Below are 18,525 nucleotides of genomic sequence, written 5' to 3'. Positions count from 1 at the left end.
ATGATCCTTCTCATCGACAATTACGACAGCTTTACATTCAACATCGTCCACCATCTGGGTGCGCTTGGGGTTGAGTGTGATGTGCGGCGCAATGACGCGCTGAATGTCGACGAGGCCCTGGCGCTCAATCCGTCCGCAATTGTGATCTCGCCAGGCCCTGGTGCCCCGGCCGAGGCCGGGATCTGCTGTGATCTGATCCGTGCGGCTGCGGGGAAGGTGCCGGTATTCGGTGTGTGCCTTGGCCATCAGGCGATCGGGCAGGTCTTCGGGGCAGAAGTCGTGCGGGCACCTGTGCCGATGCATGGCAAGATCAGCGCGGTGCATCATGACGGAACGGGCGTCTTTGCCGGGCTGCCGGAGCCGGTGGATGTGGTGCGCTATCACAGCCTGACGCTTGCCCCCGACAGCATTCCCGAAACGCTTGTGGTCAATGCCCGGACGGAAGACGGCATCATCATGGGCGTGCGTCACCGCGACTATCCCGTGCATGGCGTCCAGTTCCATCCCGAAAGCATCGCATCTGTTGCAGGACGCGAACTGCTGGCAAATTTCCTGAAAATTGCCGGTATTCCGGTCCTCACCTCACAGGCCGCATGACTGTGAGCGCGGATTTCACGCCCCTTCTGCACAAGGCGGCCCTGGGACGACCACTCGACAGTCATGAGGCTGAAACGGCTTTTCACGCCATCATGGCCGGCGAGGTCGATCCCGTTCAGCTTGCCGCTTTCCTGACCGCGCTGAAACTGCGTGGCGAAACCTTTGCCGAACTGACCGGAGCTGTTCAGGCGGTCCGTCATCACATGACGGTTCTGCCAGATGTGCCAGCCGGGGCAATTGATGTGTGCGGAACAGGCGGCGACGGCCTGAAGACACTGAATGTCTCCACAGCCGTAGCCTTCGTGCTGGCGGGACTTGGCGTTCCCGTGGCCAAGCATGGCAACCGCGCACTCTCATCTGCCTCGGGTGCCACGGATGTTCTCGAAGTTCTGGGCATTCCGCCGACCGATGATCTGGAGCTTCAGGGCCGTCGGCTGCGCGAAGACGGGCTGGTCTTTCTGGCAGCCCCCCAGCATCATCCTGCGATGCGGCATGCGGCTCCCGTCCGCAAGGCATTGGGCTTCCGCACGCTGTTCAACCTGCTCGGACCGCTGTGCAACCCCGCTCAGGTCCGCCATCAGCTGATCGGAGTGTTTGACGGGCGCTGGTGCGAACCCGTGGCGCGGGCGCTTGGCGCACTGGGCAGTCTGTCGGTCTGGGTCGTCCATGGCTCAACCGAAGAAGGGGGAAGCGACGAGCTTACGCTTGCTGGCCCCTCCCAGGTTTCGGCCTGGCAGGACGAGACCCTTTTTTCATTCAGGATCGAACCGGACATGGCCGGACTGGCTGCCGCACCGATTTCAGCCATCCGGGGCGGGGATGCGCAGACCAATGCGGCCGCATTGCTTGCCCTGCTGGATGGCGCGGGTGGCGCCTACCGGGATACGGTTCTTCTCAACGCCGCTGCGGCCCTGCATGTGGCAGGGCGCGGCGATATCGTGAAGGCCGGAGTGATTGACGTTCCGGCTTTCCGTCGCAATGTAGGAATGGCGGCAGACTCCATTGACCGGGGTCTTGCCCGTGCCGCGCTCGAGGCTGCGCGCATGTCAGCTCATTCCATTGCCCCCAAAGACGCAGGACGATCATGACATTCATGTACCATCGACCGGCGATGACATATTCGCCTGAGGGAACGGAACAGTTCCCGGACCCGGAAATTCCGGAAACGACGACCCCGCCCATCAAGGACCCCGAAGCGGAAACTGCTGCCGACCGCAGCGACGTTCTGGCCCGGATCTGTGCCCGCACCCGCGTGGATATCGAACAACGCTCGCAGATCATGTCCCTCAAGGAGATCACGGCGCGCGCCCGGGAAGTCACGGTCCCGACACGGGGCTTCGGGCAGGCACTCCAGCATCTCACGGCCGATCGTCAGGTCGGGCTGATTGCCGAGATCAAGAAGGCGTCTCCGTCTGCCGGTATCCTGCGTCCGGACTACAATCCGGTCGAGATCGCACAGGAATACCAAGCTGCCGGCGCCACCTGTCTTTCGGTACTGACGGAAGGCTCGTGCTTTCACGGCAGCACGGACGATATCCGGGCCGTGCGCGAAGCATGCAGCCTGCCGATCCTGCGCAAGGACTTCATTCTGGACCCCTGGCAGGTTCATGAGAGCCGCCTGATCGGGGCGGACTGCATCCTGCTGATCATGGCGATCCTGACAGAAACCCAGGCTGCCGAACTGATCGCGATTGCACGCGGGCTGGACATGGATGTCCTGCTGGAAGTCCATGACGAGGCGGAACTGAACCGGGCGCTGGCACTGGATACGTTCCTGATCGGGATCAACAACCGTAACCTGCGGACACTGAAGACCGACATCCAGACGACGATCGACCTTGCACCGCTGGTGCCGCCTGATCGTCTGGTCGTCTCCGAAAGCGGCATCCGGACGCAGGACGACATGATGAAGGTCGGGGCAGTCGGAGCAAGCGCGGTTCTGGTTGGCGAGAGCCTGCTGCGTGAGCCCGACCCCGGCGTGGCCGCACGCCGTCTGCTCGGTTTCGTATGATCCCAGGCCGCCCTTCGGGGCGGTCTGATCCGTTTTTCCACGGCACATCCCGCAGGCCGGGACTTCCGCAAAGGCGGAGACACGGTCTGGCTTTTGGCGGGTTCTGCCGTTAAGAGCATGCAGGATTTTGTGCATTTCCATCAGGAGACCGTCATGGACGAGACACCGTCCGCTTCAGGCCGGAGCAACGGTCCGGCCCTTTCGCCGGAGACCATGAAGCGCGCTTACAGGGACATGCTTCTTGTCCGGCGTTTTGAGGAAAAGGCCGGACAGCTTTACGGTATGGGTCTGATCGGCGGCTTCTGCCATCTTTATATCGGGCAGGAAGCCGTTGTGGTCGGGATCGGCCTCAACATGAAGCAGGGCGACAAGTCCATCACGTCCTATCGTGACCATGGGCAGATGCTCGTCGCGGGCATGACGCCGCGTGGTGTCATGGCGGAACTGACGGGCCGCTCCGGTGGATATTCGCACGGCAAGGGCGGTTCCATGCATATGTTCTCCCGTGAAAAGGAGTTCTATGGCGGCCATGGCATCGTCGGCGCACAGGTCGCACTCGGCACGGGTCTGGCGTTTGCGAACAAGTATCGCGGCACGGACGAGGTCTCGATCGTGTATTTCGGCGAGGGCGCATCGGCACAGGGTCAGGTCTATGAGAGCTTCAATCTCGCTGCCCTGCACAAGCTGCCCTGCATCTATGTGATCGAGAACAACCGCTACGGCATGGGCACGTCCATCGAGCGCGCCTCGGCCTCCAAGGATCTGTCCCGCAATGGCGAGCCCTGGGGGATTGCCAGCCGCAAGGTGGACGGCATGGATATTTTTGCCGTGCATGAAGCCGCACAGGAAGCCATGGAATACTGCCGCTCGGGCAAGGGGCCGTTCCTGCTTGAGATGGAAACCTATCGCTATCGCGGGCACTCCATGTCCGATCCGGCAAAATACCGTCAGCGCGCGGAAGTCGAGGAGATGCGTCGCACGCGCGATCCGATCGAGACGCTGAAAGCCGAAATGCTGCGAAGCGGTATTGAGGAGAGTGTCTTCAAGGACATCGAGACGGACGTGAAAGCCATCGTGGCGGACGCGACCGAATTTGCACAGACAAGCCCGGAGCCGGACGTGTCCGAACTCTGGACCGATATTCTGGTGGAGGCCTGATCCATGGCATCTCTGATTCTGATGCCGGCTCTCTCGCCGACCATGACCGAAGGTACGCTGGCCCGTTGGGTCAAGAAAGCCGGTGATGCCGTTGCGGCCGGTGACGTAATTGCCGAAATCGAGACCGACAAGGCGACGATGGAAGTCGAAGCCGTGGACGAAGGCATGATCGGCAAGACGCTCGTGGACGAGGGCACGCAGAACATTGCGGTCAATACGCCAATCGCCGTGCTTCTGGCGGAAGGCGAGGATGCTTCTGCGGCCGATGATGTCGTGCGGTCTTCTGATCCGGCAGTCGGTGCGCCTGTCGCCATCGAGACGCCGTCCGACCCGGCCATCACTGAAGCGCCGGAAGTGGCACAGGCCGAGGATGATCGCGACTGGGGCGAAACCAGCGAGATCACCGTCCGTCAGGCGCTGCGTGATGCCATGGCGGCCGAACTTCGTCGTGATGAGGACGTATTCCTGATCGGTGAGGAAGTGGCGCAGTATCAGGGCGCGTACAAGATCAGCCAGGGTCTGCTGGAAGAGTTTGGCGAAAAGCGCGTCATCGACACGCCGATCACCGAGCATGGCTTTACGGGCATGGCCGTTGGTGCCGCGCTGACAGGGCTGAAGCCGATCGTCGAGTTCATGACCATGAACTTCTCGCTTCAGGCCATTGATCATATTATTAATTCCGCCGCCAAGACGCTGTATATGTCCGGTGGTCAGATGGGCTGCCCCATCGTGTTCCGCGGTCCGAACGGTGCAGCGGCCCGCGTAGGTGCCCAGCATTCGCAGTGCTTTGCGAGCTGGTATGCGCATATTCCGGGCCTGAAGGTCGTGGCTCCCTGGTCCGCCGCGGACGCGAAGGGGCTGCTTCGGGCGGCCATCCGTGATCCGAACCCGGTCATCGTGCTGGAAAACGAGATCCTGTACGGCCAGAAATTCCCGTGCCCGGTGGATGAAGATTTCATCCTGCCGATCGGTCGCGCGAAGATCGAGCGGGAAGGGACGGATGTAACTCTGGTGGCGTTCTCCATCATGGTCGGCGTAGCGCTGGAAGCTGCAGCGATCCTGGCGGATGAAGGCATTTCGGCCGAAGTCATCAACCTGCGCTCGATCCGTCCGTTGGACACCGAGACGATCGTGCGCAGTGTGAAGAAGACGAACCGGATCGTCTCTGTTGAGGAAGGCTGGCCGGTGGCGGGCATTGGTGCGGAAATCTGCACCGTGGCCGTCGAACAGGCCTTTGACTGGCTCGATGCTCCGCCGGCACGTGTCTGCGGGCTCGACCTGCCGATGCCCTATGCGGCCAATCTCGAAAAACTGGCGCTTCCGAAACCTGAATGGGTTGTGGATGCCGTTCGCAAGCAGCTGCGGGACTGACAACGATGGCTACCGATATTCTGATGCCGGCGCTGTCGCCGACCATGACCGAGGGCAAACTGGCCCGCTGGCTCAAAGCCGAGGGCGATACCGTCTCCGCTGGCGACGTAATTGCCGAGATCGAAACCGACAAGGCGACCATGGAAGTGGAAGCCGTGGACGAGGGCATCCTTAGCCGCATCCTGATCCAGGAAGGCGTCGAGGGTATTCCCGTCAACACGCCGATCGCGGTTCTTGTGGAAGACGGTGAGGCTGTGCCGGAAGCCTCTTCCACGCAGGCCCCAGCGGCCCCGAAAGCGGAGGCCGCTCCGGCTGTATTGACGGGAACAGCGCCTGCAAAAGCGGCGCCAGAAGAGAAGGGCGAGCGGATTTTCGTCTCTCCGCTGGCGCGCCGCATGGCACGTGAGCGGGGCATTGCCCTTGATGCGCTGACGGGAAGCGGACCGAACGGCCGTATTCTCAAGCGCGATGTGGAAAAGGGTGTGACGGCTCCGAAGACTTCGCCGAAAGCAGCTCCGTCAGCGGCACCTCTTGCCGCTTCGGAAGAGACGGTGCGTCACGTTCCGAACTCCACGATGCGCAAGGTCATTGCGCGGCGTCTGACGGAGTCCAAGACGCAGGTTCCGCATTTCTATGTCTCGGTTGATATCGAGCTGGATGCGCTGCTGGACCTGCGTGCGAAGCTGAATGCCACCGCGCAGGAAAACAGCTTCAAGATTTCCGTCAACGACATGATGATCAAGGCCGTTGCACTGGCGCTGAAGAAAGTGCCGGGTGTAAACGTGCAGTTCACGGATGCCGAGACGCTGCATTTCGAAAATGTGGACATCTCGATGGCCGTGTCGGTGCCGGAGGGTCTGATCACGCCGATCATCCGCAACGCCGATCGCAAGTCCCTGCGCCAGATCAGCGTCGAAGCCAAGGATCTGGCCAAGCGCGCCCGTGCTGGAAAGCTCAAGCCCGAGGAATTCCAGGGCGGCACGTTCTCCATTTCCAACATGGGCATGTTCGGCGTGCGCGAGTTCGCGGCGATCATCAATCCGCCGCAGGCCGGTATCCTGGCGATTGCCTCGGGTGAGAAGAGGGCCGTGGTACGTGGATCAGAAATTGCTGTTGCAACCGTGATGACGGCGACGCTTTCGGTCGATCACCGTGCCGTCGATGGCGCGCTTGGTGCCGAATGGCTTAATGCACTGCGCGATATCGTGCAGAACCCTTACACTCTGGTGGTCTGAACCATGTGCGATACGTTCGATCTGATTGTTGTTGGTGGCGGCCCCGGCGGCTATGTGGCGGCGCTGCGGGCCAGCCAGCTTGGCATGAGCGTGGCGCTCGTGGAAAGCACGCATTTCGGCGGCGTGTGCCTCAACTGGGGCTGCATTCCGACCAAGGCGCTTCTACGGTCTTCGGAAATTCACCACCTGCTTCACGAACTGGGGACGTTCGGACTTTCCGCCGACAATATCTCGTTCGACCTGTCCAAGATCGTTGGCCGTTCACGCAGCATCGCACGCCGGATGGGTGGCGGCATTGCACATCTGCTGAAGAAGACCAAGGTCACGACCTTTGACGGTCGTGCAAAGCTGGCCGGCCGTTCGGGTGAGGCGCATCAGGTTGCCATCACCAAGGATGGCGCAGCAGTTGCCACCATCAAGGCGCCGCATGTCATCCTTGCAACGGGTGCGCGCGGTCGTCAGCTTCCGGGTCTTGAGACAGACGGCACCCTGATCTGGGGCGCACGCGAGGCCATGACACCGAAGGAACTCCCCAAGCGGCTCCTCGTCATCGGTTCGGGCGCTATTGGCATCGAGTTCGCATCCTTCTACCGAAACATGGGCAGCGAGGTCACGATTGCCGAAGTGGCGGACCGGATCCTGATTGCCGAAGATCCGGAAATCAGCGCCGCTGCCCGCAAGGCTTTTGAGAAGCAGGGGATGAAGATCATCACCAGCGCGAAGGTCGGACCGCTGAACAAGGGTGAGAACGAGGTCTCCACGACGATCGAGAGCCCGACCGGGAAGGTCGATCTGACGGTGGATCGCGTTATCTGCGCGGTTGGCATTGTCGGCAATGTCGAGGATCTGGGGCTTGAGGGCACCAAGGTTCAGGTCGAGCGGACCCATATCGTGACGGACGGCTTCTGCCGCACCGGCGAACCGGGCATCTATGCGATCGGCGACGTTGCGGGTGCTCCGTGGCTGGCACACAAGGCGAGCCATGAAGGCATCCTGTGCGTCGAGAAGATTGCTGGCCGTTCGCCGCAGCCGCTCCATCCGCTGAATATCCCGGGCTGTACCTATTCGCGTCCGCAGATCGCCTCTGTCGGGCTTAGCGAAGAGAAGGCCATTGCTGCCGGCCACAAGGTCAAGGTCGGCCGCTTCCCGTTCATCGCCAACGGCAAGGCCGTCGCGATGGGTGAGACGGACGGCATGGTCAAAACCGTGTTCGATGCCACGAGCGGCGAACTTCTTGGCGCCCACATGATCGGCGCGGAAGTCACGGAAATGATCCAAGGCTACGTCATCACCCGCACAGGCGAACTGACCGAAGCGGAGCTGGTCGAGACGGTTTTCCCGCATCCGACCATTTCCGAAACCATGCATGAGGCAACTCTGGCGGCCTTCGACGGCCCGCTGCATATCTGAGCACCATGTCCCAGCGCATCACCATCGATCACCGTTCGGCGCCTGCCCTTCGCCATCCGGAGAAGGCGCATCGGCCTGATAACCCGATCCAGCGCAAGCCGTCCTGGATCCGGGTCAAGGCGCCGAACCATCCAGTCTATCACGAGACCCGTGCGCTCATGCGGGATGCCGGGCTGGTGACGGTCTGCGAGGAGGCGGCGTGCCCCAATATCGGGGAATGCTGGTCGCAGCGTCATGCCACGATGATGATCATGGGCGAGATCTGCACCCGGGCGTGTGCATTCTGCAATGTCACGACCGGACTGCCGAAGCATCTCGATGAGGACGAGCCACGGCGGGTCGGAGAAGCGGTGGCGAAGCTTGGGCTCAAGCATGTCGTCATCACTTCGGTGGACCGTGACGATCTGGAAGACGGGGGGGCGATGCACTTCGCGCGGGTCATTCATGCGATCCGCGAGACCTCTCCACAGACCACGATCGAGATTCTGACGCCTGATTTCCTGCGCAAGGATGGCGCGCTGGAGGTCGTGGTGGCGGCTCGGCCGGACGTTTTCAATCACAATATCGAGACCATACCCCGGCTTTACCCCACCATCAGACCGGGTGCGCGTTACTATCAGTCCGTCCGTCTCCTGGACGGAGTAAAGAAACTCGATCCTTCCATTTTTACCAAGTCCGGCCTGATGCTTGGGCTTGGCGAGGAGCGGATGGAAGTGGCCCAGGTGATGGATGATTTCCGGATCGCGGACGTCGATTTCCTGACGCTTGGACAGTATCTCCAGCCGTCCGCGAAACATGCGGCGGTGGAAAAGTTTGTTACCCCCGACGAGTTTGACGGCTATGCTGCTGCTGCCCGTTCAAAAGGATTTCTTCAGGTCAGTGCCAGTCCGCTGACCCGGTCCTCCTACCATGCGGACAGTGATTTCGCGAAGCTTCAGGCTGCGCGGAACAGCCGTCTGAAAGAAAGTCTCTGATGCCGACACATGCCGAGCAACGGTTGATCGCCTACACGCCGGACCAGCTTTTCGATCTTGTGGCAGATGTGGAGAAATATCCGCAGTTTCTTCCCTGGTGTGTGAAGGCAAGCATCCGGACCCAGACGGAACAGGAGCTTGTGGCGGATCTGACGATCGGGTTCGGCCCGTTCCGCGAGACCTTCACCAGCCGCGTGACGCTGGAGCGGCCTTCGCGTATCCGGGTGCGCTACGAGAAGGGGCCTTTCCGTTACCTGAACAATGTCTGGACGTTCACGCCCGACCCGCGGGGCTGTCTGGTCGATTTCTTCGTGGATTTCGAGTTCCGTTCACGCCTTCTGCAGAATGCGATGGGCGTCGTGTTCAATGAAGGGGTGCGACTGATGGTCTCCGCCTTCATCAAGCGGGCACGGGACATTTACGGCACTCAGGCGACGAAAGCGGTCCCGCCGACACCGGGCCTTTCCCAGAGGACATAAAATTTCGTAGTATTTCCAGAACCATTCGGTGCGTGGGCCGTTACAGGTCTCAAGCACCGTCATGGTGACATGAAAAGGATTACGAAATGAAAAAGATTTCCTTTGGCGCATTTGCCCTGACCGCTCTGGTCGCTGCAGCTTCGCCCGCAATGGCCGAGCATCACCATCATCACGGCAAGCACCACGACAAGGCTGCGCAGACGCAGAAGGCTGACAGCGAGTCCGCTACGGATGCCCTGAACGCCCGCTCGCTGCAGCAGGCCCAGACGCCGGTTGCACCGACGGCCCCGACCGCCGCAGTCCCGCCGGCAGCTCCGACCGCCGTTCCGACGGCTCCGAGCCTTCAGGCTCCGGCAGCAGCCTCCACGCTCCCGGCCCCGACGCAGGGTAACTGAGGCTCCGGGCGGACCTCAGGTCCGCTCCGGTTTCAAGCAAAGGCGGCTTCCGTTCATTCGGGAGCCGCTTTTTTCGTGTCAGGCCGCCCCCAGAACCATCTGCAGGGCATGATGTACGGACTGGGCACGGATGGCAGCGCGCGCCCCCCTGAAATGACATTGCACGCTTGTGGTTGGTCCCTTTCGGACGGCCCGCCCGAAGCAGACGGTTCCGACCGGCTTGAATGTGCTGCCACCGCCTGGTCCGGCGATCCCTGTCACGGAGATGGCAACGTCCGCATCCCTGGCATTGAGAAGACCACCATTGGCCATCGCCTCGGCTGTCTGGATGCTAACGGCGCCGTATTGAGCCAGAATGGCTTCGGGGACGCTGACAGCGCTCATTTTCAGGGCGTTGGAATATGTAACGAAGCCGCCTTCCAGTACGTCTGACGATCCGGGAATGTCACTCAACGCGGCTGCAATCAGACCGCCCGTGCAGCTTTCCACTGTGACCAGCCTCTGGCCGGTCTTGCCGAGATGCTCAAGCACCTGTTCGGCAAGCGTGCGGAATTCGTTATCCGGCATGGGTGTTCCTGACACGATAGATCATCATGCTGGCCTCGATGTTTTCGATATAGAGGCGTGTCTCGCGATAGGGCAGGCGTTCGATCCAATCCAGCACGCCGTCTTCGGAGAGTGGTTCGGAAGGGGGATCTGCCTTCAGCCAGAGATCAACCCGGTGCGGGCCGGCATTATAGGCCGCCAGCGCATAGGGAATCACATTCCCGAAACGCTCCAGAAGCTGTGAGACATAGGCGTTGCCGATCCGGAGATTTGTCTGGGGATCAGTCAGGGCGGCGGGTGAGACATTAACGGGGCCCAGATGCCCCTTGCGCACCACGTCCTTTGCCGCGGCGGGAAGAAGCTGCAACAGGCCGACCGCATGGGCGCCACTGATGGCGTCGGGGTCGAAGCCGCTCTCCTGCCGGATGATGGCGGGCAGTAGCCCGTCGGGGACAGTCGAGGCTGACGGATAGGGATCGGGGAAGCCCTGCGGATAAAGAGCAATCCCCTTACGCGCCAGGGCATAGGACGCGAAGACTTCCGGTGCGGCCAGGCCAAGCCGGGACGCAGCATCTGCGACGGCTTTCTGCCCCTCAGGCGATGGATTGACCACGCCCAGCATCATGAGGAACTCCCGTGCATGATCGGGATCGCCCGCCTGCACGAGATCCGTTGCAGCTTCGAGCAGGTCCGTACGGCTGAGAGTTCCGGCAGTCGGGGTGGGAAGGGTCTGGAGCGCCTGAAGCAGGGAGCTGTCAAAAACCTCTGACGATTTTCCGGAGACCAGAATACTTTCGTCCCGGGTCAGGGCCGCGAGCGCGAGCTGACCCGGAAAAGTCGTGGGATACGACGCGGCCTTGCGGAAGGCGGCTTCGGCATCCTGCTGCCGGTCTGCGACCTGAAGGGCGCGGCCTGTCCAGTAATAGCCACGGGCCTGCATCTGGAGCGAGGTGGCGCCCTGAAGCGGCCTGAAGAATTTTTCCGCACGGGCAGGGGCCTGAAGCTCCCTCAGAGCGATGATCCCGCTCAGCAGCTCAGCTTCCTGACGGTCCGTCGTGTCGGGCGCCATGGTCGTGTCGTCTGCGAGATCCGCGGCTTCTTTCGGACGGCCAGCCAGCAGCAGGGCGCGGGCAAGACTGATGCGCTCGGACGACCAGTCATGCGAAGGGCTGGCCTGCTGGAGCGCGACGCCCTGCGCGTTCCACAGCGAGAGCGCCTCGTCCAGCCTGTCCCCACGGCGCAGCGCTCTGAGGCGATAGCGGATCAGGGTAGGATCGGATTGCAGGTCAGCAGGGAGCGATGCGAACAGGGAATCGGCGTCAGGCGAGGCCAGACGCTCGGCCAGCCGGGCACGAGCCAGCGGCTGTTGGTCCGGAGCAAGACGCTCGATCTGGCGCGACGCGGCGGAGAACTGGCCCCGCAGTTCCAGAGCCTCGTAACGGGCCCACTGATCGGCTGCTGTGAAGCTCTGGCCGAAACGCTGGAACAGCGTCTGTTCTTCACCGACGGTGAGGGCATTGCCTGACAGCCAGAGGCGACGGGCCGTTGAGGCCGCGTCAGGAAGATGAGGAGCGCAGGCCTCGAACGCCGCCGGGAGTGTGAGGGGATAGCGCGGGCAAAGAGCGTTCAGGATCTGCGGATCGGTGGTCTGGGACAGGGCGTTCTGATAACGCCAGAGGATCCGGACCCGCTGCGGCCACGGGGGCGTCTGTGCCAGGAAATCAGCGTAGCGCTGTGCCGGAAAAGCGGTTCCGCCCGGTCCGACGAGAATAAGCCATTCCGCCAGCCGCTCCCGAACGGGAGGAGACGGTGGCGCGGCGAGGGCCGATGACGCGGCGCAAAGCGCCATAAGCCCTGTAAGGAGTGTTCGGCTATTTCGGAAGAACATGCGTCCAGACCTCTCCGCCACCCCGGATGACGAGTTCGATTGCGACACCCAGCACCACCAGCAGACCGATCCAGGCGATCCAGCGGTAACGGGCCAGAAGATTGGCGACGACCGATGCAGCAAGCCCCATCAGCAGGACCGAGAGCACAAGCCCCGACACAAGAATCCACGGATGCCCGACAGCAGCGCCAGCCACCGCCAGAACATTATCGAGACTCATGGACAGATCGGCCACCACGATCCTCAGGACGGCCGGGCCGAGGCGCGGTGGGGCAGCTTCGACGTCCTCGTGATGTTCGCCGCCACGAAGCTCACGATACATCTTCCAGCAGACCCACAGAAGCAGAAAGCCACCCGCCAGCGTCAGGCCGACCACGGCAAGGAGCGTTGTCGCCAGCAGGGCCAGACCGACACGCAGGATGGCCGCAAAACCCGTTCCGAACAGGATGGCCAGACGGCGCTGCCGCCCTTCGAGATTGCGGACGGCCATCCCGATCACGACGGCATTGTCGCCGGCGAGGGTGATGTCGATCAGGGTGATCTGGCCGAGGGCGATCAGGGCGTGAAGCAGAGAGTCAGGGGCCAAGGTGTCATTCTTCCGAAAAGGGGTCCGTGCAATATCTTCGTATTTGGTCTAAGGAGCCTCCGTAAAGCCCCACCCCGCATCCGGAGTTCCCATGGTACCCCGTTACAGCCGTCCGCAGATGACTGCCATCTGGTCTCCCGCCAACCGTTTTCGCATCTGGTTCGAGATCGAAGCCCTTGCCTGCGAAGCCATGGCGAAACGGGGTGACATTCCCGCCGAATCAGCAAAGACCATCCGCGAGAAGGGCGACGCCGCCATGGCTGCGTTCTCCGATGCGGATCTGGCCCGCATTGACGAGATCGAAGCCGAAACGCGCCATGACGTCATCGCGTTCCTGACATGGCTTGCGGAAAAGATCGGCCCCGACAGCCGTTTCGTCCATCTGGGCATGACGTCTTCGGACGTGCTGGATACCTGCCTGTCCGTTCAGATGACGCAGGCCGCCGATCTGCTGCTGGAAGATCTGGATCGCGTTCTCGCCGCGCTGAAGGCCCGCGCCTACGAGCACCGCAACACGGTCACGATTGGCCGCAGCCACGCCATCCATGCCGAGCCGACCAGCTTTGGCCTGAAGATCGCCGGACACTACGCCGAATTTGCCCGCAACCGCGAGCGTCTTATTCAGGCCCGCAAGGAAATCGCGGTCTGCGCCATCTCCGGCGCTGTCGGCACCTATGCCCATATCGACCCGGAAATCGAAGAATACGTCGCCGACAAGCTGGGTCTGGCCGTCGAGAGCGTGTCCACGCAGGTTATTCCGCGTGACCGTCATGCCGCGTTCTTCTGCACGCTCGGCGTGATCGCCAGCGGCATCGAGCGTCTGGCTGTCGAGGTCCGTCATCTGCAGCGTTCGGAAGTCCGGGAAGCCGAAGAATTCTTCCACAAGGGGCAGAAGGGCAGCTCGGCAATGCCGCACAAGCGCAACCCTGTCCTGTCGGAGAACCTGACGGGTCTGGCGCGCCTGATCCGCTCCCATGTCATCCCGGCGCTGGAAAACGTCGCGCTGTGGCATGAGCGGGACATCAGCCACTCCGCCGTCGAGCGCAATATCTGCCCTGATGCGACAATTGGTCTGGATTTCGCGCTGATCCGTCTGGCCGGGATGATGGAAAAGCTGGTCGTCTATCCCGAGCAGATGATTGCGAACATGGAGAGCCTCGGTGGCGTCGTCCATTCCGGTGAAGTGCTGCTGACGCTGGCCCGTGCCGGTATTTCGCGCGAGGACGCCTATCGCATCGTGCAGCGCAACGCCATGGAAACATGGACGAAGCTGGGCAAGCCGGGCTTCAAGACCTTCCGCGAAAACCTTGAGGCCGATCCGGAAGTGTCCGGTCGTGTCAGCAAGGACATTCTCGATCAGGCGTTCGATCCGGCACAGCATCTGTGCGCCGTAGACCGTATCTTCGCCCGTATCTTTGACTGAGAGGCCGCGGGACGTAGGCTTCCTGTGATTTCCTGCGCCCCGCACACTCGCAGTTCCGGTTCCGCAATGCTATGGAACCACAATTCGTCGCTGCTCCAGCCGTCCGCATTTCCTGTCAGGACGGCGCAACGCTAAGGATTGCTCATGGCTCGCCGCCGCCAGCTCTATGAGGGCAAAGCCAAGGTTCTTTTTGAAGGCCCAGAACCCGGCACACTCGTTCAGTACTTCAAGGATGATGCCACCGCCGGAAACGGCGCGAAGAGCGGCATCATCACCGGGAAGGGCGTGCTGAACAACCGCATCAGCGAATACCTGATGCTCAAGCTGCACGAGATCAACATCCCGACCCACTTCATCCGCCGGCTGAACATGCGCGAGCAGCTCATCCGCGAAGTGGAGATCATCCCGCTTGAAGTCGTGGTGCGCAACGTGGCGGCGGGCTCCCTGTCCAAGCGGCTCGGCATCCCCGAGGGGACGCGCCTGCCACGCACGATCATCGAGTACTATTACAAGAACGATGCGCTCGGCGATCCGATGGTCTCCGAAGAGCACATCGCCGCCTTCAACTGGGCTGCGCCGCAGGACATGGATGACATGAACCAGCTGGCGCTCCGGACGAACGATTTCCTGATGGGCATGTTCACGGCCGTCGGCATTACGCTCGTCGATTTCAAGCTGGAATTCGGGCGGATCTGGGAAGGCGAGGAGATGCGCATCCTTCTGGCGGACGAGATTTCGCCGGATAACTGTCGTCTGTGGGATTCCAAGACGAACGAGAAAATGGACAAGGATCGCTTCCGCCGTGACATGGGTCGCGTCGAGGAAGCATATCAGGAAGTGGCAAAGCGTCTCGGGATCCTGCCCGAGTCCGGGAATGGTGACCTCAAGGGTCCGGAGGCAGTTCAGTGAAAATCCGTGTTTTTGTTTCCCTGAAAGACGGCGTTCTCGATCCGCAGGGCAAGGCCGTGGGCCATGCTCTCGAAACCCTCGGCTTCAAGGGCTTGGGCGAAGTCCGCATCAACCGCGTCGTCGAGCTTGAAGTTCCGGCCGACAATGCCGCCGATGCGCTGGCACAGGGTGAAGCCATGGCGCGCGCCCTGCTCGCCAATGAAGTCATCGAGGATTTCAGCGTCGAGGTGGCAGGATGACCCGACTTTCCGCAATGCTCCTGCTGGCCGGCCTTGTGGCCGCTCCGGCTCTCGTTGCAGCCCCGGCTCACGCGCAGCGTGTCTCCAAGGTTTCGGGCAAGGCTCTGGGGCAGATGTGCTCCAGCAAGTCGTCCATCGGCATGTGCGACGCCTATCTGTCCGGCCTGATGGACGGCGAGGCCTGGGCCAAGAAATACGACAGCTTTGCGCGTGATGAATCCGCTCCGGTGGCATTCTGCGTGCCAGCCCAGCAGACGGCACCGCAGGTCCGCGGTCTGGTTGTTGCCTGGCTGCATGCACATAACGACGCGCTGACGGAACCGGCAGGCAAGGCCGTCTATCGCGCCCTGCATGACACCTATCCGTGTCATGCGGCTTCCGCTCCGGCGGAGGGCCAGAAATGAAGGCAGCTATCGTCGTATTTCCCGGCACGAACCGGGAGCGCGACATGGTCCATGCCCTGAAGCTGGTCACGGGGCAGGCGCCGCGTCTGATCTGGCACGGGGAGACCTCGCTGGGTGATCTGGACCTCGTGGTGCTGCCGGGTGGGTTCAGTTTCGGGGACTATCTGCGCAGTGGTGCCATGGCCGCGCATTCGCCGATCATGCGTGACGTCAAGGCGTTCGCGGGCAAGGGCGGTCACGTTCTGGGCGTGTGCAACGGCTTCCAGATCCTGACGGAATCCCATCTGCTGCCGGGTGCGCTTCTGCGTAATGCGGGTCTGCGCTTCCTGTCGCAGGACTGCCACCTGAAGGTCGAGAACGCGTCTTCGCCCTATACGCAAGGCTGGACGCGCGGCGATGTGTTCCGTGCGCCGCTTGCCCATGGTGACGGCAACTACACGGCCTCGCCCGAGACGCTGAAGCGTCTTGAAGGTGAAGGCCGCGTGGCGTTCCGCTATTGTGGTGCGGATGGTGCGGTTTCGGACGATGACCGGACGACCAACCCCAACGGGAGCACGCGCTCCATCGCCGGTATCCTGAGCGAAAACGGCCGTGTCTGTGGCCTGATGCCGCACCCGGAGAACCTGACTGACCCCGAAATCGGCGCAACCGACGGCGTGCCGCTTTTCAAAGGCCTTGTGGAGGCTCTTGTCGGATGAGTGTGACGATTGATGCCCAGCTTGCCCAGTCTTTCGGACTGACCGGCGAGGAATACGATAAGCTTGTCACGATCATGGGACGGACGCCGAGCTTTACGGAGCTCGGAATCTTCTCCGTCATGTGGTCCGAGCACTGCTCCTATAAATCGTCCCGCATCCATCTCAAGACGCTGCCGACCAAGGCACCGTGGGTCATCCACGGCCCGGGCGAAAATGCAGGTGTTGTGGATATTGGCGAGGGTCTGGCCGCCGTCTTCAAGATGGAGAGCCACAACCACCCGTCCTTCATCGAGCCCTATCAGGGTGCGGCAACGGGCGTTGGCGGCATCCTGCGTGACGTGTTCACGATGGGCGCACGTCCGGTTGCAAACCTCAACGCCCTGCGTTTCGGCGATCCAAAGCATGCGGGAACGCGTCGCATCGTCGATGGCGTTGTCCGTGGCGTGGGCGGTTATGGCAACTGCGTCGGTGTTCCGACCGTGGGTGGCGAGGTCAACTTCCACAAAGCCTATGACGGCAATCCGCTCGTCAATGCCATGACAGTGGGTGTAGCCAAGCAGGACAAGATCTTCCTGTCGGCTGCGGCTGGCGTGGGCAATCCTGTAGTGTATGTCGGCTCCAAGACGGGGCGTGATGGCATTCACGGCGCGACCATGTCTTCGGCGGAGTTCGACGAGGAAGCCGCCTCCAAGCGTCCGACGGTTCAGGTTGGCGATCCGTTCATCGAAAAGCTGCTGATCGAGGCCTGCCTCGAACTGATGGCAACGGATGCGATCGTCGCCATTCAGGACATGGGTGCCGCGGGTCTGACGTCTTCTGCCGTTGAGATGGCCGGCAAGGGCGGCGTGGGTATCGAGCTCAATCTCGATGCCGTTCCGCAGCGCGAGCCGAACATGTCGGCTTACGAGATGATGCTGTCCGAGAGCCAGGAGCGCATGCTCATGGTCCTCAAGCCCGAGCGGACCGAAGTTGCCCGTGCGATCTTCGCGAAGTGGGAGCTCGATTTCGCCGTCATTGGTGAACTGACTGATACGGGGCGCATTACGATCCGCCATAAGGGCGAGGTCGAGGCTGATATTCCGCTGGCCCCGCTGGCAGATGAAGCCCCGGTTTATAACCGCCCGACCGTGCCTCTGAAGGCACCGGCACGGATCGAGACCCCGGCTGACCCGGAAGGGATCGAGAAGGCGCTTCTGACGCTGGTCGGCTGCCCGGATCTGGCGTCCCGTGCCTGGGTCTGGAACCAGTATGACGGCTCGGTTGGTGGCAACACCGCCCGTCGCCCGGGTGCGGCCGATGCGGCTGTCGTGCGCGTTGAAGGCACGCGTCTAGGTCTTGCCCTGACCACGGACTGCACGCCGCGCTACTGCCAGGCCGATCCGAAGACGGGTGGTGCACAGGCCGTGGCCGAGGCATGGCGCAACATCACGGCAACGGGCGCAACCCCGCTGGCCGTGACGGACAACCTGAACTTCGGCAATCCGGAACGTCCGGAAATCATGGCGCAGTTCGCTGATGCCATCAAAGGCATGGGCGATGCCTGCCGTGCGCTCGACTTCCCGGTCGTGAGCGGCAACGTCTCGCTTTACAACGAGACGCGCTCTCCGTCCGGTGAAGCTCAGGCCATCCTTCCGACGCCGGCGATCGGTGCGCTGGGTGTGCTGGCGGATGCGTCCAAGTCCATCGGGCTTGCGATGCCGGATGCCCATGATCTGGTGCTGGTTGGTGGCATTCGCGGCGAACTCGGGCAGTCCCTGTGGCTACGCGAGATCTGCCAGCGTGAAGATGGTGCACCGCCGGTGGTCGATCTTGCGGTCGAGCGTCGCAATGGTGACTTCGTGCGCAGCCAGATTGGCGCAGGTGCGGTTGCGGCCTGTCACGACATTGCCGATGGCGGACTGCTGGTGACGGTGGCGGAAATGGTGATGGCGAGCGGCGTTGGCTGCACGCTGGAAGCCGCTCCGACGGACGTTGCAGCGCATGCTTTCTGGTTCGGTGAGGACCAGGGCTGCTATGTTATTGCCACTTCCGATGGCGCAGCCCTTGTCGCGGCGGCGGAGAAGGCCAACGTTCTGGCAATGCGCCTGGGACGTTCGGGCGGCACCGATCTGGAGCTTCCGGGCACTGTCCGCGTCAGTGCCGAGCGTCTCCGGGAGATCAATGCCGCATTCTTCCCGCGGTTTATGGGTGAGGGGGCCTGAT

At 62.1% G+C, this 18,525-nt stretch carries 19 protein-coding genes; 16 read left to right on the top strand and 3 right to left on the bottom strand.

The annotated features are described in order from the left end of the window. From GOX01_RS05540 to GOX01_RS05495, 10 genes are all read left to right on the top strand, one after another. Positions 1–597 carry an anthranilate synthase component II gene (locus tag GOX01_RS05540; protein WP_024716899.1) on the top strand — a complete coding sequence of 199 codons (597 nt, stop codon included), beginning with the start codon at positions 1–3 and terminating at the stop codon, positions 595–597. Continuing rightward, on the top strand, positions 594–1,685 hold the full coding sequence (gene trpD, locus GOX01_RS05535; protein WP_011253790.1) for an anthranilate phosphoribosyltransferase: 1,092 nt from the start codon (positions 594–596) through the stop codon (positions 1,683–1,685). Before GOX01_RS05540 ends, trpD begins: the two co-directional genes overlap by 4 nt. Then, the gene (gene trpC / locus GOX01_RS05530; protein ID WP_011253791.1) at positions 1,682–2,608 is read left to right on the top strand and encodes an indole-3-glycerol phosphate synthase TrpC; all 927 of its coding nucleotides are present in this window, start codon (positions 1,682–1,684) and stop codon (positions 2,606–2,608) included. The genes trpD and trpC overlap by 4 nt, the downstream gene beginning before the upstream one ends. Before the next feature lie 153 nt (positions 2,609–2,761). Further along, the gene (gene pdhA, locus GOX01_RS05525; RefSeq protein ID WP_011253792.1) at positions 2,762–3,766 is read left to right on the top strand and encodes a pyruvate dehydrogenase (acetyl-transferring) E1 component subunit alpha; all 1,005 of its coding nucleotides are present in this window, start codon (positions 2,762–2,764) and stop codon (positions 3,764–3,766) included. Positions 3,767–3,769: 3 nt separating this feature from the next. Next, positions 3,770–5,137 (top strand): pyruvate dehydrogenase complex E1 component subunit beta, encoded by a 1,368-nt coding sequence (locus GOX01_RS05520; protein ID WP_011253793.1) that lies wholly within the window; start codon positions 3,770–3,772, stop codon positions 5,135–5,137. 5 nt (positions 5,138–5,142) lie between these two features. After that, positions 5,143–6,372, top strand: coding sequence for a pyruvate dehydrogenase complex dihydrolipoamide acetyltransferase (locus GOX01_RS05515; protein ID WP_062269286.1), 1,230 nt, complete (start codon positions 5,143–5,145; stop codon positions 6,370–6,372). 3 nt (positions 6,373–6,375) lie between these two features. Next, positions 6,376–7,782 carry a dihydrolipoyl dehydrogenase gene (gene lpdA / locus GOX01_RS05510; RefSeq protein WP_011253795.1) on the top strand — a complete coding sequence of 469 codons (1,407 nt, stop codon included), beginning with the start codon at positions 6,376–6,378 and terminating at the stop codon, positions 7,780–7,782. Between the two features lie 5 nt (positions 7,783–7,787). Then, positions 7,788–8,756, top strand: coding sequence for a lipoyl synthase (gene lipA, locus GOX01_RS05505; protein ID WP_011253796.1), 969 nt, complete (start codon positions 7,788–7,790; stop codon positions 8,754–8,756). Beyond that, positions 8,756–9,235, top strand: coding sequence for a type II toxin-antitoxin system RatA family toxin (locus tag GOX01_RS05500; RefSeq protein WP_011253797.1), 480 nt, complete (start codon positions 8,756–8,758; stop codon positions 9,233–9,235). Before lipA ends, GOX01_RS05500 begins: the two co-directional genes overlap by 1 nt. A gap of 86 nt (positions 9,236–9,321) precedes the next feature. Continuing rightward, entirely contained in the window at positions 9,322–9,630 is a 309-nt protein-coding gene (locus GOX01_RS05495; protein ID WP_011253798.1) for a hypothetical protein, read from the top strand. Between the two features lie 78 nt (positions 9,631–9,708). Here GOX01_RS05495 and GOX01_RS05490 read toward each other — a convergent pair whose 3' ends face one another. Genes GOX01_RS05490 through GOX01_RS05480 form a run of 3 tightly spaced genes read right to left on the bottom strand, consistent with a single transcriptional unit; the run spans position 9,709 to position 12,650 of the window. After that, entirely contained in the window at positions 9,709–10,197 is a 489-nt protein-coding gene (locus tag GOX01_RS05490; RefSeq protein ID WP_011253799.1) for a CinA family protein, read from the bottom strand. Beyond that, complete coding sequence (locus tag GOX01_RS05485) at positions 10,187–12,064, bottom strand: lytic transglycosylase domain-containing protein (RefSeq protein ID WP_011253800.1); 1,878 nt, start codon at positions 12,062–12,064, stop codon at positions 10,187–10,189. The genes GOX01_RS05490 and GOX01_RS05485 overlap by 11 nt, the downstream gene beginning before the upstream one ends. After that, on the bottom strand, positions 12,048–12,650 hold the full coding sequence (locus tag GOX01_RS05480) for a YjbE family putative metal transport protein (protein WP_024716901.1): 603 nt from the start codon (positions 12,648–12,650) through the stop codon (positions 12,048–12,050). Before GOX01_RS05480 ends, GOX01_RS05485 begins: the two co-directional genes overlap by 17 nt. 91 nt (positions 12,651–12,741) lie before the next feature. On the opposite strand from GOX01_RS05480, the gene purB reads away from it, so the two are divergent. From purB to purL, 6 genes are all read left to right on the top strand, one after another. Continuing rightward, the gene (purB, locus tag GOX01_RS05475; RefSeq protein ID WP_011253802.1) at positions 12,742–14,073 is read left to right on the top strand and encodes an adenylosuccinate lyase; all 1,332 of its coding nucleotides are present in this window, start codon (positions 12,742–12,744) and stop codon (positions 14,071–14,073) included. A 144-nt stretch (positions 14,074–14,217) separates the two neighbouring features. Further along, the gene (purC, locus tag GOX01_RS05470; RefSeq protein WP_011253803.1) at positions 14,218–14,982 is read left to right on the top strand and encodes a phosphoribosylaminoimidazolesuccinocarboxamide synthase; all 765 of its coding nucleotides are present in this window, start codon (positions 14,218–14,220) and stop codon (positions 14,980–14,982) included. Next, a complete protein-coding gene (gene purS / locus GOX01_RS05465) occupies positions 14,979–15,221 on the top strand; it encodes a phosphoribosylformylglycinamidine synthase subunit PurS (protein WP_011253804.1) in 243 nt (80 codons plus the stop codon). The genes purC and purS overlap by 4 nt, the downstream gene beginning before the upstream one ends. After that, positions 15,218–15,625: a Rap1a/Tai family immunity protein gene (locus GOX01_RS05460; protein ID WP_011253805.1), complete on the top strand. Its 408-nt coding sequence runs from the start codon at positions 15,218–15,220 to the stop codon at positions 15,623–15,625. Before purS ends, GOX01_RS05460 begins: the two co-directional genes overlap by 4 nt. Further along, complete coding sequence (gene purQ / locus GOX01_RS05455; protein WP_062269288.1) at positions 15,622–16,323, top strand: phosphoribosylformylglycinamidine synthase subunit PurQ; 702 nt, start codon at positions 15,622–15,624, stop codon at positions 16,321–16,323. Before GOX01_RS05460 ends, purQ begins: the two co-directional genes overlap by 4 nt. Continuing rightward, a complete protein-coding gene (gene purL, locus GOX01_RS05450) occupies positions 16,320–18,524 on the top strand; it encodes a phosphoribosylformylglycinamidine synthase subunit PurL (RefSeq protein ID WP_011253807.1) in 2,205 nt (734 codons plus the stop codon). The genes purQ and purL overlap by 4 nt, the downstream gene beginning before the upstream one ends. Position 18,525: the final 1 nt, after the last annotated feature.

This window comes from Gluconobacter oxydans, assembly GCF_006539685.1.
Taxonomy (GTDB): Bacteria; Pseudomonadota; Alphaproteobacteria; order Acetobacterales; family Acetobacteraceae; genus Gluconobacter; species Gluconobacter oxydans.
This window is presented reverse-complemented; position numbering and strand designations above follow the sequence as displayed.